Raw genomic sequence first — 13,785 nt, forward strand, 5'->3', positions numbered from 1 at the left:
TGTGGTCGCCCCCTCCTTCTATTCTATCCAGCGTGCATCGCCCGTGCCGCGGAACTATGCCGGCGGATGAGGTCCGGGACGTCCAGCCCCGGGATCGCGCCGTCGACCACGGCCCAATTCCCCGCCACCATCACCCGATCGGCTCGATGCGCCCCGCACAGAACCAGCGCGGCCAGGGGATCGCCGTGGCCGGAGAAGCGCAGCTCGTCCAGCCTGAACAGCGCGAGATCGGCAGCCTTGCCAACCGCGATCTCGCCGAGCTCCGGCCGACCGACACACGCCGCCGAGCCCTTGGTGGCCCAGCGCAGCGCATCCTTGTGGCTGACCTTGGTCACGCCGTAGCGCGCCCGCTGCAGCAGGAACGCGGCACGCACCTCCTGCATCAGGTTCGATCCATCGTTGGAGGCCGAGCCGTCCACCCCGAGACCGATGCCAACGCCGGCCTCTTCCATCTCGCACACCGGACAGCAGCCGGAGGCCAGCAACTGATTGCTGCACGCACAATGGCTGATGGTCGTCTTCGCCTTGCCGAGGCGCTTCATCTCGTCGGCATTGAAGAAGATGCCGTGGGCGAGCCAGGTCCGCGCATTGAGCCAGCCGCATTGCTCGAGATAGTCGAGTGGACGGCAGCCATACATCTGGTGGCAGAATTTGTTCTCGTCCTCAGTCTCGGCGAGATGGGTATGCAGGCGCACGTCGAGCTTATCGGCGAGATCGGCGGTGGCGCGCATCAGCGAGGTCGTCACCGAGAACGGCGAGCAGGGCGCGAGCGCAATCTGCACCATCGCGTCCGCACCGCGCTGGTGATGTTTTGCCACGACGCGCGCGCTGTCGGCGAGGATGGTGTCCTCGTCCTGCACGACACTGTCCGGCGGCAGGCCGCCGTCGCGCTGCGACAGGTTCATCGAGCCGCGCGTCAGCAGCACGCGCACGCCGAGCCGCTTTGCGACGCCGACCTCGATGTCGACGGACTCTTCGAGTCCGGCCGGAAATACATAATGATGATCCGTCGTGGTGGTACAGCCCGAGAGCAAGAGTTCGGACATCGCCACGGTGACACCGAGCTCGAGCCGCTCCGGCGTCAGCTTCGCCCACACCGGATAGAGCGCCTGCAGCCAGGGAAACAGCTCGCGGTCCATCGCCGCCGGCAGCGCCCGCGTCAGCGTCTGATAAAAATGATGATGTGTGTTGATGAGGCCCGGCAGCACGACGTGCTCGCCCGCATCGAACACCGTGACATCGGCGGTCGCCGGTGTTCCGCCGGCCGGCACGAGTTCAATGATACGACCATCTTTAACGACGATGCCGCGCCCAGCGCCGTCAGCGAGGATGGCCAAGGGATCTCTGATCCAGATCGGCTTTGCGTCGCTCATGATCCTGTTTCTCCTCGCCTCGTTAACGAATGGCCTGCAAGGCAGAGGCCATCCCGGGAGCGTTATTGCTGCGACTTGTTGTTGCCACTTGGCGCTGGTCTTGCAAGACTTTCCCTTTGACTCATTCACCCGGCGCAGGCGTTGTCGCAGCCATGGACTTGAATACCATCACAGCGGTCAGCCATCCGCAAACGCGCGCCCAACTGCCCGTTTGGACGCCAGGTGATGCTTGGCTCGCTGGCGGCACCTGGCTGTTCTCGGAGCCGCAAGTCCACCTCACGCGGCTGATCGATCTCGCCGATCTGAAATGGCCGGCGCTGGCGATCACGGAGAGCCATCTCAGCATCGCTGCCACCTGCACGATCTCGCAGCTCGATGCGCTCACCTGCCCGCCCGACTGGCTCGCAGCACCGCTGATCAACCAATGCTGCCGCGCTTTTCTCGCCTCCTTCAAAATCTGGAAGACGGCGACGGTGGGCGGCAATCTCTGCATGTCGCTGCCGGCAGGACCGATGATCTCGCTCACCGCTGCGCTCGACGGCGTCTGCACGATCTGGAAAGCCGGCGGCGGCGAGCAGAAGATTCCCGTCGCCGAATTCGTCACGGGCAATCAGCACAACCGCCTGTCGCCGGGCGACCTGCTGCGCCAGATCGACATTCCACTTGCCGCACTGAAGCGTCGCTCCGCGTTTCGCCAGATCTCGCTCGCGCCGGTCGGCCGCTCCGCCGCACTTTTGATCGGGAGCATCGACAGTGCTGGCGCGCTGAGGCTGACCGTGACCGCATCGACCGTGCGCCCCATCCAATTGTCGTTTCCAAAGCCGCCCGACGCGGGCGCGCTTCATACAGCGATCACCGAGGAGATCACCGACGATCTCTATCACACCGACATTCATGGCAAGCCGCTCTGGCGCAAGCACATGACGCTGCGGCTCGCCGAAGAAATCCGCGCCGAGCTCCTGGGTGCAACGCCGCCATGAGCTTCGAGGTCAATGGCGCGAACTTTCCGCAAACGCCGCGCGCCGGCCAGTGCCTGCGCACGTTCCTGCGCGAGCTCGGCCAATTCGGGGTGAAAAAAGGCTGCGACGCCGGCGATTGCGGCGCCTGCACCGTGCTGCTCGACGGCGAGCCCGTGCATAGCTGCCTGATCCCCGCGTTCCGCGCGGAGGGACGCGCGATCACGACGATCGAAGGTCTCGGCGGTGAACATGGCGCGCACCCGATGCAGCAGGCCTTCCTCGATGCGCAGGGATTCCAGTGCGGTTTCTGCACCGCCGGCATGATCCTCACCTGCGCCTCGCTGAACCAGGCGCAGCGCACCGATCTCGGCACCGCGCTGAAGGGCAATATCTGCCGCTGCACCGGTTATCGCGCTATCGAGGATGCGATCCACGGCAAGACCAATGTCGAGGACAGCGTCGCGGCCGGCGGCGCGTTCGGCCGCAGCCTGCCGGCGCCCGCGGGCCCGGACGTCGTCCGCGGCACGGCGCGTTACACGTTCGACACCACAATCGACAATCTGCTGCACATCAAGCTGCTCCGCTCGCCGCATGCGCACGCAAGAATCGTCGCGATCGACCGATCGGCAGCGATGGCTGTGCCCGGCGTGCACGCGGTTTTGACGCATGAGGATGCGCCTTCGGTGCTGTTCTCGACCGCGCGGCACGAGAAGGACTGGATGGACCCCGAGGATACCCGCATCCTCGACAACGTCGTCCGCTTCATCGGCCAGAAGGTGGCGGCGGTGGTCGCGGAGAGTGAAGGCGCTGCCGAGGAGGCTTGCCGTCGGCTGAAGGTCGAGTACGAGATTTTGCCCGCGCTGATCGATCCTGAACAAGCGATGGTGCCGGGCGCTCCGCTCGTTCATCCCGATCGGACCACCGCGAACCGCGTTGCCGACGCGCAGCGCAATCTTGTCGCGGAGACGCATGGCGAATTTGGCGATGTCGCCTCGGCCCTTGCCGCATCCGCTGTCACCTTTGAGGCTACCTTCCACAGTCATCGCGTGCAGCATGCCGCACTGGAGACCCATGGCGGCCTTGCCTGGCTCGACGATGCAGGCGTGCTCAACGTTCGCACCTCGACGCAGGTGCCGTTCCTGACCCGGCGCGCGCTTTCTGACATCTTCCAGCTTCCCACGGACAAGGTCCGTGTGTTCTGCGAGCGCGTCGGCGGAGGCTTTGGTGGCAAGCAGGAGATGTTCGTCGAGGACGTTTTGGCGCTCGCAACGCTGAAGACCGGTCGGCCCGTCAAGCTCGAGCTCACGCGCGAGGAGCAGTTCATTGCGACCTCGACACGGCATCCTATGCGGGTCCGCATCAAGGCTGGCGCTGATGCCGACGGCAAGCTTACCGCGCTGCAACTCGACGTGCTCTCCAACACGGGCGCTTACGGCAATCATGGCGGCTCCGTGATGTTCCACGCGGTGTCGGAGTCCATCGCCGTCTATAACTGCCCGAACAAGCGGGTCGACGGCTTCGTCGTCTACACGAATACGGTGCCAGCCGGCGCATTTCGCGGTTATGGCCTGCCGCAGGCCTTGATCGCGGTGGAGGCTGCCATCGACGAGCTGGCCAGGCAGCTCGGCATCAGCCCCTATGAGATGCGCCGGCGCAATATCGTCAGGCCCGGCGATCCCATGCTCTCGCCGCCGGAGTCCGACTATCACGACGTGCTCTACGGCTCCTACGGGCTCGATCAGTGCATCGACCTCGTCGAGCGTGCGATGCAGGCGTATCAGCCGCAGCCCGAGCTGTCGCCGGAATGGCTGACCGGCGACGGCGTCGCGCTGACCATGATCGACACTGTGCCGCCGGCCGGCCACATCGCAGACGCGATGATCGCGCTCAACGACGATGGCGGCTTCGATCTCACGGTCGGCACCGCCGAATTCGGCAACGGCACCAGCACCGTGCACCGGCAGATCGCGGCAACGGTTCTCGCAACCACCGTCGACAGGATCCGCCTGCGCCAGTCCGACACCGCCCATGGCGGCCACGACACCGGCGCCTATGGCAGCACGGGCACGTTCGTTGCCGGCAAGGCGACGCAAGCCGCAGCCATGCAGCTGGCGACCGAATTGAAGGCGGTCGCCGCCAACGCTTGGCTTTGCGATGCCGCGACTTGCGCGCTCGAAGGTGAATTCGTCGTCAGCGGCGTGCGGCGAATGTCCTTCGTTGAACTGGCGAAGCTCGCGCGCGAGGCGGGTCGTCCGCTCGTGGCGCACGGCAATTCCGAGGGAACGCCGAGGTCCGTCGGCTTCAACGTGCAGGGCTTTCGCATCGCCGTGAACAAGGGTACCGGTGAGATCAAGATTCTCAAGAGCGTGCAGGCGGCGGATGCGGGCGTCGTCGCCAATCCCATGCAGTGCCGCGGCCAGGTCGAGGGCGGCGTTGCGCAGGCCATCGGTGCGGCGCTGTACGAGGAGATGGTGATCGATGCGAATGGCCGCGTTACCAATCCCAAATTCCGCGATTACCATCTGCCGTCCTTCGCGGACGTGCCGCGCACGGAAGTATTGTTCGCCGAGACATCCGACACGATCGGACCGCTAGGCGCGAAGTCGATGAGCGAGAGCCCGTACAACCCGGTCGCCGCCGCGCTCGGCAACGCGATTGCCGATGCCACCGGCATCCGCTTCACCGCGCCGCCCTTCAAGCCGGACCGGCTGTTTCCGGCGCTACTCGACAAGTTCGGCAATTAACTGCCGCGGTAGGTCGAATAGCTCCAGGGTGTCACCAGCAGCGGCACATGGTAGTGGCTCTCCGGTTCGCTGATCGCGAAGCGCAGCGGGATCTCGTCCAGGAACGGCGGATCTGCCAGTGGCACGTTGCGCTCGGTGTAGTATTTGGCGACGCTGAAGCGAAGTTCGTAGCGGCCGATCGGCAGCGGGCGGCCGCCGATCAGCGGCTGGTCGGTGCGGCCGTCCGCATTGGTGACGGCGCGCGCAATGACACGGCTCTCGCCGAGCGCTGCGAGCTCGACGAGTTCGACCGGGATGCCGGGCGCAGGCTTGCCGGCGTGATTGTCCAGCACATGGGTCGAGAGCCGGCCGTGCACTCTCAGCTTGTCGTCGGCGACGACGAGCTGATCGAGCCGCAGCGCCGAGATGCGGCCGATCTCCTCGATCGCGCGCCGCGTCTCGGTCTTGGCGATATTGCGCAGCCGCGTTTCGAAGTCGCGCAGCACGGAATCCTTGGTGTGACGGCGCACGCAGACAATGTAGGGGATGCCGAACTTTTCGCGATAAGCGTTGTTGACGCGCTCGAATGCCGAATATTCCGCCTCCGACAATCGGTCGAGGCCAGCGCTGTTCTGCTCGTTGGTCGATTCCGCCGTCAGCCCCGCCGCACGCTGGGTCTTGTTGGCGAGATCGGGATGCGCCCGGATCAGCGCCAGCTGCACATCGGGTTCGGCAGCCTGTATCGTCGCCATCAACGCGGCATGCAGCTGATTGATGCCGGCAAACGGCCGCTGCGCCGCCAGCTGCTCAGCAATCCAGGGCGAATATTCAACGACATTGGCGAGCGCGCCGACGAAGTCGGCCTTGCTTGCAGCGTTCAGATCGGCGAGCGAGATTTGCGCCATCGTGCTTTACCCGATCTCGAACGCATCGGCGGCAAGATGCGCATGCTTGTCGTGCCAATGCTGCGCGATCTGCAACCGCGTCGGGACCCAGACGTGCTCATGCTTGCCGATATAGTCGAGAAAGCGGATCAGGCCCGCGGCCCGGCCCGGCCGGCCGGCGAGGCGGCAGTGCAGCCCCACCGACATCATCTTCGGCGCGGTCTCGCCTTCGGCATAGAGCACGTCGAACGCATCTTTCAGATAGGTGTAGAACTGCTCGCCCTCGGCAAAGCCCTGCGGATTGATGAAGCGCATGTCGTTGGCGTCTAACGTATAGGGAATGATGAGCTGCTTGCCTGTCGCGCCCTTGACCCAATAGGGCAGATCGTCAGCATAGGAATCGCAGAGATAGAGGAAGCCGCCCTCCTCCATCAACAGCCGGTTGGTGTTGATCGAGGAGCGCCCGGTGTACCAGCCGAGCGGCCGCGATCCGGTCGCTTCGGTATGGACGCGGATCGACTCGGCAATCTCGGCGCGCTCCTGCGCTTCCGTCATGTCCTTGTGCTCGATCCATTTCAGGCTGTGGCTCGCGATGTCCCAGCCGGACTCCTTCATCGCAGCGACGATTTCCGGGTTGCGCTTCAGCGCGGTGGCGACACCGAACACGGTGGTCCGCCACTTCCGCTCGTTGAACATCCGCCACAGCCGCCAGAAGCCGGCGCGCGAGCCATATTCGAACATGGATTCGATATTGGCGTGACGCTGGCCGGGCCAGGGCTGCGCGCCCAGCACGTCGGACAGGAACGCTTCCGACGCGCGGTCACCGTGCAGAATGTTGTTCTCGCCGCCTTCCTCGAAATTGACGACGAACTGCACCGCGACCCGCGCGTTGCCGGGCCACTCTGGATGCGGCGGGTTGCGGCCGTAACCGCGGAGATCGCGCGGGTAGCGGGCGTCAGTCACTCAGACTTCCTCGAAGCGGATCGGCAGCGCGCCCTTCCACAGCACGCTCTTGCCCAGCGTCGCGAGATTCTCCAGGCCCGAGGTCACGGTGATGAAGTGATTGCCGGCGAGCTGGCCCATCTTGCTGGCGAAATGCACGCCGCCATAGGCCATCAGGATCTCGGTCTCGCTGATGCCGCCGGGATAGAGGATGATCTGGCCGGGCGCGGGATAGCTGGTGTGGTTCTCGTAGCCGACGCCGAAGTCGAGATCGCCGAGCGGCATCCAGACGCCTTCGCCGCTCCAGCGCACATGGATGATGTGGCTCTCGAACGGCAGCGCCTTGCGGAACGCCGCGACCGTCTTGGGCGCCGCCTGCTCCTCGAAGCGGGCATCGAAGGTGAAATCGCCGGCGCGGATAACGAGTTTGCTCATCTCATCTCTCTGGATCGGGGGCGGTGGCCCCCCGGGGAACTTTCAAGCAAAGAGCATTCCAACGGGTTTCGCGCAAGTGGCGCCGGGCCTTCACCTGCGGTCGTAAGACCAGCCGAACAGGCCGCTCCGCCGCACCTCCGGCTCGGGCTCCGCGGCAGCAGCCGGCGGTGGCGCCTCCTTCAGTTCCGCCTGCGGCGGGGGCGGCGGAGGCGCCGGCAGGTTCTCGCACTTCATGGAGTAGACCAGCTTGCCGTCCGCCGTGCGCCCGATCGGCGCGCAGGGGTCGGGGTGCGCCGCCGAGGTTTTCGGAGTCAATTTGACCTGCGCCGCAGCCGGCGCGGCGATCAAAAGCAGGACCAGCAGATATTTCGACATCGTTGTCGCGCCTGAAACCTCAATTGGCTCCCATTCAACCGGATTGCACCGGTCAAGTCCATCGGGCCCGGCGGGGCGATTGCCGAATATTTAGCCGAGACCAAATAATTTGCTCGCCCCATCGTGAAGCGGCGTTGCCGTGATATTCGGCCGGACGCATCTCCATGTCAGCGGCGACGACGATGACACCTCTCGGAACCGGGACGTCGTCACGGGAGAAACAACCATGCAGAAGACTCTTGCCATTCTCAGCGCCACGGTGATCACCGCCATGACCGTCCAGACCGCGGCAGCGAGCGACCGCCACCACGCTCGCAAGGCGCAGCCCAGCCCCATAACCCAATCGGCACGCGACTCCAACGCGGCCATGTGGCCATCGCAGCCGACCATCCCCGATTGGTCGCGCTACGCCAACGGCGCGATGTCGGCGCCGGCGGGACGGTGATGTTGGAGGCATATGGCGCGCTGCTGATTCAATTCCGACATCCCGAGGCGCGAGACATGGGACGCGACGCGTCCCATGAGGAGCCTCGAAGGATGAGCGGCCGAGATACAGCCGGGCCGTCGCCCTTCGAGGCTCGCCGAAGGGGCGAGCGCCTCCAGCGACAATAGCTTCGCCATTGCGCGGGGGTGACGGTGATGGATTGGCGCTCGATGCCTCCACATCGTCATTGCGAGCGCAGCGAAGCAATCCAGAGTCTTTCCGCGGCAACAGACTGGATTGCTTCGCTGCGCTCGCAATGACGGAGCAAGGGGCCGCATCGCCATTCTCCAAATCGCATTTCACTTGCAGACACACCTTCGCATTCTCGCGGCGTAGTTCGCCCGAGCTTTGCCTGGTCTCTCCACCCGCTTGTCCAAGAGGGCGCAGGGAAGGCCGGGTGCCAGCTCGCACCCGCGGTCTGCTGCGCGAAATGTAGCGCAGAAGAACCGCACAGCAGCATACAGGTGAAGCCCAACACACGGCCTTCCCTGCGCGATGGGTTGACGGCTTATGCCGCGCTCTCCCGGGAGCCGAATTCGTTCTGGCCTCCCTCGCCTCGCAGATTGGCGATGCGGTTAACCCGGTTGGGCGCTCCGCACCTCCGCGACAGGCTTGACCGTAGCAACGACGGCCAGGACCACACGGTTTTGCCGTACGCGCGTTCGCCTCTCGCCACAGGGTTTTCCCGCGCTGTCGACGTTGCGAGAAAAATACTGGCGAGACGAACTAACAGCGCCGCTCATCCGCACGCGGTTTCGGGCTCACAGGGACTACCCGCCCTGCCCGCACCCTCTCGTGCCGACGCTGCCGCGTCCACCGCAAGCCCGGCTCGCAATCAGTGACGACGTACGATCGCCCCTCGAGGATGAGCCGGGATGGGCGACACATACGCCATTTCCGAATTTCGGTAAAGCGGAATGTTTTTGTCGGGAAGGATTGACAGCCCGTTCCGGTGTTTTGGCTGTCCGGGCAAAGATCAGTACGGATTGTAGTACCGTGGCCCACCATAGTAACCGTAGCCGGGACCAGGGCCATAGTATCGCGGGCCACCATAGTAATAGTTGTCATAGTATTCCTGGCGCCGGCTCTCGGCGATCGCGCCTCCGATCAGACCGGCCGCAACGCCCATGAAAGCGAGGCCCGCAGCACTCGGTCCGCGCCGATAGTAGTGACGACGCCGCGCGGCGCTGAAATCGGTCGCGTTGGATGAGCCCTGCCCTGCCGCAGCGGCCGTCGTGGCCGCCTTAGCCGGCGTCGGGGACGCGGCGGCCGACGGCGACGCGACGCCCAGGACCAGGGCGAAACTGGTGAACGCGGCCAGCGCCGTGATGCGGCCAACTCTCGAATTCACGGACCTGTCACTCATCTTAAAGTCCTCTGTTCTCGCCCAAAAAAGAGATATGGAAACAACAGCTAATGCGCAAAGCGCTGAAATGGTTTCGTGATCGCGGCAATCTGCCACGCTTGGAACGATAGTAAGCCGAACCGCCCGAGCCAGCTTGATCCATTCAACCTGAGTGGAAAATGAACGGGAGCGCCGTTTTCCGGTCGCTAGGCCCGATAGCTCCAGTACCTCCGGAGCGCATCGCCTGAGGCCTGGAGGTCAAAGCGCTGGTCGGGCGCGAGTTGCTGCACGATCAGATTGAACATGTCGTTCAGGATCGAGCGCTTCTCGCCGAAATAAGAGTGGTGCAGACCGACCAGGCTGGTGTCGACCAGCGACGCATCGATCGTATCGACGCCGTCGACGACCGTCAGCGTCTCGCCGGCCTCACCCGCCCGGGGATAGCCGTGCACGAATTTCGAAGCCAGCAGCGCCACATCGCGGGACGAGGCATAGAGCGTGACGCGCGCGGCGCATCCTTTGAATTTTGCCGCGAGCTGGACGAAGCGGTCGCGGTCGATGTCGGGCGCGGCAAAGATGATCTGACCGAGCTTTGCGGCGCCGGCCGGCAACTGCCACGACGTGACACGTTCGAGCGTATTAATCACCGCGCGGTTGCCCATGCTGTGGGCGATGATGTGAACCTTGCCGGCGCTGATTTCGCCGAGCGCGAGTTGGAGAAACGCCTCGAAATGATCGCGCGACCAGTCGATCGTGCTCTCATCCACCGTGTACTTCTTGGTGTCAGCCGCGGACGCCCAGCTATACAGCAGCGTCCGGCCTGCGAATTTCAGATCCACCGCAAGCTGCCCGGCCCGCCGCGCCGCATCCTCGAACGTCACGTTGTAGCCGTGCACGAAGATCAGGACATCATGCTCGCCCGCTGCCGCAAGCGAGTCCTTCAGGCTCGTGACGAAGGCATCCCGGGCAAGCGCCGCGACGGTTTTGAGGACCACGTGCTTCTCGGGATTGGCCGAGAATTCGAGACGCCACCAGCTGGGACTGGTGAGTTCACCCAGGTCGCGGCCGCGCGTCGGTACGCTGACCTCCGCGACGCCGAAGGACAGCGTGCCCCGCGCGCCGCCAAAATAATGCGCCGGCGTGTCATCGCCCCGGGCGCGGTCGGTGCCGTAGAAGACGGGAATGGTGACGACGCCGGTCGTCTCATCCGTGGTCGGGCGGATCGTGTCCGGGACGACGAGCGGCGACACCCGGCCGCGACGAGTCACGGTCTCCCTGGCGGCGGCGGGCGCTGCCATGTCAGCCATCACGCGCTCGACAAGTTCCATGGCCGGCGGCTCCGCAAGCAGCCGAACGACCAGCAGGTCGAGCGATTGGCGAAGCCGATCCGGATCTTCGCCGTGGCCGGCCCGCCCGGCGAGCTCCTGCAATTCCTCGCCGTAGGGCGGCCATTTGTCGCCCAGCAGATCCTTCAACCGGGGCCCGAGTTCGAGCAAGGCAAGCAACAGGCGAAGCGTGTCCGACATCGCACGTCCCTCGTCGCTGAATGCGGCCAAGGCACCGGCCCTGCCGCCTATCTCTAGCCTAGAGGTTGTGAATGATCTGGCAAGTCCGCTGCGCGTGCCAGCGTCAACTTGCCCGGGCGCCTACGACAGCGCGCCCAGCACGCCGCGCGTGGCCTTGTCGATCTCCTCGACATAGCGGCGGCGGGCAAAGGTCTCGGTCAGGAAGCCGACCACCTTGCGGCTGTCGGTGGAATCGACCACCGCCAGCATTTCGGCCTCGGCCTCGTCGAACACCGCCATCGCGCTCTTCACATTCATTTCCGGGATCAGCACGATCTCGGTCAGGCGCGCGAGCTCGATGATCTGGATGTCGTCGGCGATGGTGTCGAGATCGCTGGAGAACAAATCATGCAGCAGGACCAGACCGACATATTCGTCAGTATTGTTGACAATGACGATGCCCGGCCGCGATCCCAGCGGAAATTCGCTTCGGGTCGCAGCGATCGTCGTGGTCGACGGCACCTTGCCGACGTCGGAGCGCATCAGGCGCTCGACGGTGAGGTTGCGCAGCCAGCCGACATCGTTGGCACTGCGAATGGTCTCGCCGCGCAGATGCAGGCGCCAGGTCGAGAAGGAGTGGCCGAACATGAAGCGGACGCAGATCGAGGTGACGATGCAGCCGGCTAGCACCACGGCGGTGACGTCGACATTGCGCGTCATCTCGAGCACGAGGAACGACATGGTCAGCGGACCGCCGACGATGGCGACACCCAGCGTGGCCATGCCGGTCAGCATCGCCACCAGCGGATCGATCACGAAGTTCGGACTGATCAGCAGCAGCACCGCCGAGAAGAACTTTCCGATCAGGCTGCCGACGAACAACGAGGCGAAGAACAGGCCACCACGGAACCCGGAGGCCAGCGAGATCAGGCAGGCCGTCACCTTCAGCGCGATGATGATCGCGATCAGGCCGATGGTCATGTCGTGGAAGAGATCGAGCACCATGGCGCCGTGGCCGGCCGCCAGCACCTGCGGCGTGACAATCGCAAAGCCCCCGACGATGAGGCCGCCGATGACCGGGCGCAGCCAGACCGGCAGCCATTTGAACAGGCGCTCGAACATCGAGGACGAGCGCATCACGGCGATGCCGACGCCGCTGGTGATGAGCGCGAGCACGATCAATGCGAGATATTGCTCGACGCCGACCGCGCTGACCTTGGGGATTTCGATCGAGTAAGGCGCGCCACCGAGCCATTGCGCGGTCAGTGCGCCGGCGAGCGAGGCCGCCAGGATCGGCGCGGCGCTGCCGACCGAGTAGACGCCGACGATCAGTTCGCAGGCGTAGAACGCGCCGGTGATCGGCGCGCCGAAGGCCGCCGCGATCGCCGCTGCAGCGCCGCAGCCGACGATCAGGCGCAAATCGTTACGCCGGAGATTGAAGAATTTTCCGAACAGCGAGGCGATGCCCGAGCCGATCTGGGTGTAGCCGGCCTCGAGGCCGACCGAAGCGCCGCAGCCGTTCGAGATCAGCGTCTGGCTCGACACCACCACGCTGTCGCGCATCGACAGATTGCCGCCGCGCAGCGCATTGGCCTCGATCGGGTCGACCGCGCTGGAAATCTTCCACCGTCGCCGCCACCACTCCATGATGCCGAGCACCAGGCCGCCCAGCGCCGGCGCGATCAGCGCCGCCCAGGGATTGATATAGGTGTTGGCGGAGAGGCGCACGTCGATCGGAATGCCGTAGATCACGACATGGGCGATCTGCGCGATCTCGGCCATCAGCGTCACCACCGCGCCGGCCAGCGTGCCGATCACGAGCGAGAGCGGGATCAGGTAGAACTCGTTGCTGCGCAGGAGTGCGCGCAGCCGGACCATGGTGCGGTTCGATCCCTTGCGATCGACGATATGCCTGATCCGCGCGAACACCAGCCGCCCTACCCGTCCGACACGCCGTAGCCGGCCATGCGCTGACGGACCCGTTCGATCTCGGCGCTCGACAGCAGCGGCGGTTTTCCGATCTGGAGGCAGCCGTGATATTGCCGCGCCAGCGTCTCGACCTCGACAGCGAGCCACATCGCCTTGTCGAGCGTCTTGCCGACCGCGATCATGCCGTGATGGTCGAGCAGGCAGGCGAGCCGGCCGACCAGCGCGCGCACCGCGTGCTCGGACAACTCAGCCGTGCCGAAAGTGGCATAGGGCGCGCAGCGGATGCTGTCGCCGCCGGCGGCCGCGATCATGTAGTGCACGGGCGGGATGTCCATGCCCATGATCGCCAGGATGGTGCAATAGGTCGGATGGGCGTGCACGACGGCGTTGACGTCGGCGCGCGCCTTCAGGATGTCCAGGTGGAAGCGCCACTCGCTGGACGGCTTCTGGTCGGGGGCATGCGAGCCGTCCATCGCCATCAGGACGATCTGGTCCGGCGTCATGGTGTCGTAGGGCACGCTGGTGGGCGTGATCAGAAGCCCCTCCCCGTGCCGCAGGCTGATATTGCCAGAGGTGCCCTGGTTAATGCCGAGCGCATTCATGCGGCGGCAGGCGTCGATGATGGCCTGTCTCTTGCCGAGCTCGTCCACTGTCATCGACCTCTCGATTTCATCTCGACCTTCTTGGCGATGGGCGTTTGTTAGACCCGAAGTACGTCAAAGCAATATGGCAGTGCAAGCGAAAGCGGACCTGCTCAGGCGCCGCCTTGCCGGCGGGCCCACAAGATCATAAATTACATCGTAATATCAATATATTAACAGATTGCCGCAG

At 64.7% G+C, this 13,785-nt stretch carries 12 protein-coding genes; 3 read left to right on the forward strand and 9 right to left on the reverse strand.

Annotated elements, in window-relative coordinates; genetic code table 11:
- Positions 1-23 precede the first annotated feature (23 nt).
- Positions 24-1,373 carry an 8-oxoguanine deaminase gene (locus tag ACLFLU_RS30095; RefSeq protein ID WP_426408363.1) on the reverse strand — a complete coding sequence of 450 codons (1,350 nt, stop codon included), beginning with the start codon at positions 1,371-1,373 and terminating at the stop codon, positions 24-26.
- Between the two features lie 152 nt (positions 1,374-1,525).
- Here ACLFLU_RS30095 and ACLFLU_RS30100 point away from each other — a divergent pair, with 152 nt between their 5' ends.
- Positions 1,526-2,353, forward strand: coding sequence for an FAD binding domain-containing protein (locus tag ACLFLU_RS30100; RefSeq protein ID WP_426408364.1), 828 nt, complete (start codon positions 1,526-1,528; stop codon positions 2,351-2,353).
- Entirely contained in the window at positions 2,350-5,076 is a 2,727-nt protein-coding gene (locus ACLFLU_RS30105) for a molybdopterin-dependent oxidoreductase (protein WP_426408365.1), read from the forward strand. Before ACLFLU_RS30100 ends, ACLFLU_RS30105 begins: the two co-directional genes overlap by 4 nt.
- Here ACLFLU_RS30105 and uraD read toward each other — a convergent pair.
- From uraD to ACLFLU_RS30125, 4 genes are all read right to left on the reverse strand, one after another.
- Entirely contained in the window at positions 5,073-5,960 is an 888-nt protein-coding gene (uraD, locus tag ACLFLU_RS30110; protein ID WP_426408366.1) for a 2-oxo-4-hydroxy-4-carboxy-5-ureidoimidazoline decarboxylase, read from the reverse strand. The two genes, ACLFLU_RS30105 and uraD, sit on opposite strands and share 4 nt — an antisense overlap.
- 6 nt (positions 5,961-5,966) lie before the next feature.
- Positions 5,967-6,902, reverse strand: coding sequence for an allantoinase PuuE (gene puuE / locus ACLFLU_RS30115; protein WP_426408367.1), 936 nt, complete (start codon positions 6,900-6,902; stop codon positions 5,967-5,969).
- Positions 6,903-7,316: a DUF3830 family protein gene (locus ACLFLU_RS30120; RefSeq protein ID WP_027531871.1), complete on the reverse strand. Its 414-nt coding sequence runs from the start codon at positions 7,314-7,316 to the stop codon at positions 6,903-6,905.
- Between the two features lie 90 nt (positions 7,317-7,406).
- Complete coding sequence (locus tag ACLFLU_RS30125) at positions 7,407-7,691, reverse strand: hypothetical protein (protein ID WP_426408368.1); 285 nt, start codon at positions 7,689-7,691, stop codon at positions 7,407-7,409.
- Positions 7,692-7,917: 226 nt separating this feature from the next.
- Here ACLFLU_RS30125 and ACLFLU_RS30130 point away from each other — a divergent pair, with 226 nt between their 5' ends.
- The gene (locus ACLFLU_RS30130) at positions 7,918-8,136 is read left to right on the forward strand and encodes a hypothetical protein (protein ID WP_426408369.1); all 219 of its coding nucleotides are present in this window, start codon (positions 7,918-7,920) and stop codon (positions 8,134-8,136) included.
- Between the two features lie 1,015 nt (positions 8,137-9,151).
- Here ACLFLU_RS30130 and ACLFLU_RS30135 read toward each other — a convergent pair.
- From ACLFLU_RS30135 to ACLFLU_RS30150, 4 genes are all read right to left on the reverse strand, one after another.
- On the reverse strand, positions 9,152-9,541 hold the full coding sequence (locus tag ACLFLU_RS30135; protein ID WP_426408370.1) for a hypothetical protein: 390 nt from the start codon (positions 9,539-9,541) through the stop codon (positions 9,152-9,154).
- A gap of 185 nt (positions 9,542-9,726) precedes the next feature.
- Entirely contained in the window at positions 9,727-11,046 is a 1,320-nt protein-coding gene (locus tag ACLFLU_RS30140; protein ID WP_426408371.1) for an alpha/beta hydrolase, read from the reverse strand.
- Between the two features lie 120 nt (positions 11,047-11,166).
- Complete coding sequence (locus tag ACLFLU_RS30145) at positions 11,167-12,954, reverse strand: chloride channel protein (protein WP_426408372.1); 1,788 nt, start codon at positions 12,952-12,954, stop codon at positions 11,167-11,169.
- Between the two features lie 8 nt (positions 12,955-12,962).
- Positions 12,963-13,610 (reverse strand): class II aldolase/adducin family protein, encoded by a 648-nt coding sequence (locus tag ACLFLU_RS30150; RefSeq protein WP_426408373.1) that lies wholly within the window; start codon positions 13,608-13,610, stop codon positions 12,963-12,965.
- Positions 13,611-13,785: the final 175 nt, after the last annotated feature.

The sequence above is a fragment of the Bradyrhizobium ganzhouense genome (assembly GCF_049949285.1).
Taxonomy (GTDB): domain Bacteria; phylum Pseudomonadota; class Alphaproteobacteria; order Rhizobiales; family Xanthobacteraceae; genus Bradyrhizobium; species Bradyrhizobium ganzhouense.

Coding starts and splice junctions, on each gene's coding strand:
- ACLFLU_RS30095 (WP_426408363.1), bottom strand. CDS start 1,373: ATGAGCGACGCAAAGCCGATCTGGATCAGAGATCCCTTGGCCATCCTC.
- ACLFLU_RS30100 (WP_426408364.1), top strand. CDS start 1,526: ATGGACTTGAATACCATCACAGCGGTCAGCCATCCGCAAACGCGCGCC.
- ACLFLU_RS30105 (WP_426408365.1), top strand. CDS start 2,350: ATGAGCTTCGAGGTCAATGGCGCGAACTTTCCGCAAACGCCGCGCGCC.
- uraD (WP_426408366.1), bottom strand. CDS start 5,960: ATGGCGCAAATCTCGCTCGCCGATCTGAACGCTGCAAGCAAGGCCGAC.
- ACLFLU_RS30120 (WP_027531871.1), bottom strand. CDS start 7,316: ATGAGCAAACTCGTTATCCGCGCCGGCGATTTCACCTTCGATGCCCGC.
- ACLFLU_RS30125 (WP_426408368.1), bottom strand. CDS start 7,691: ATGTCGAAATATCTGCTGGTCCTGCTTTTGATCGCCGCGCCGGCTGCG.
- ACLFLU_RS30130 (WP_426408369.1), top strand. CDS start 7,918: ATGCAGAAGACTCTTGCCATTCTCAGCGCCACGGTGATCACCGCCATG.
- ACLFLU_RS30135 (WP_426408370.1), bottom strand. CDS start 9,541: ATGAGTGACAGGTCCGTGAATTCGAGAGTTGGCCGCATCACGGCGCTG.
- ACLFLU_RS30140 (WP_426408371.1), bottom strand. CDS start 11,046: ATGTCGGACACGCTTCGCCTGTTGCTTGCCTTGCTCGAACTCGGGCCC.
- ACLFLU_RS30150 (WP_426408373.1), bottom strand. CDS start 13,610: ATGACAGTGGACGAGCTCGGCAAGAGACAGGCCATCATCGACGCCTGC.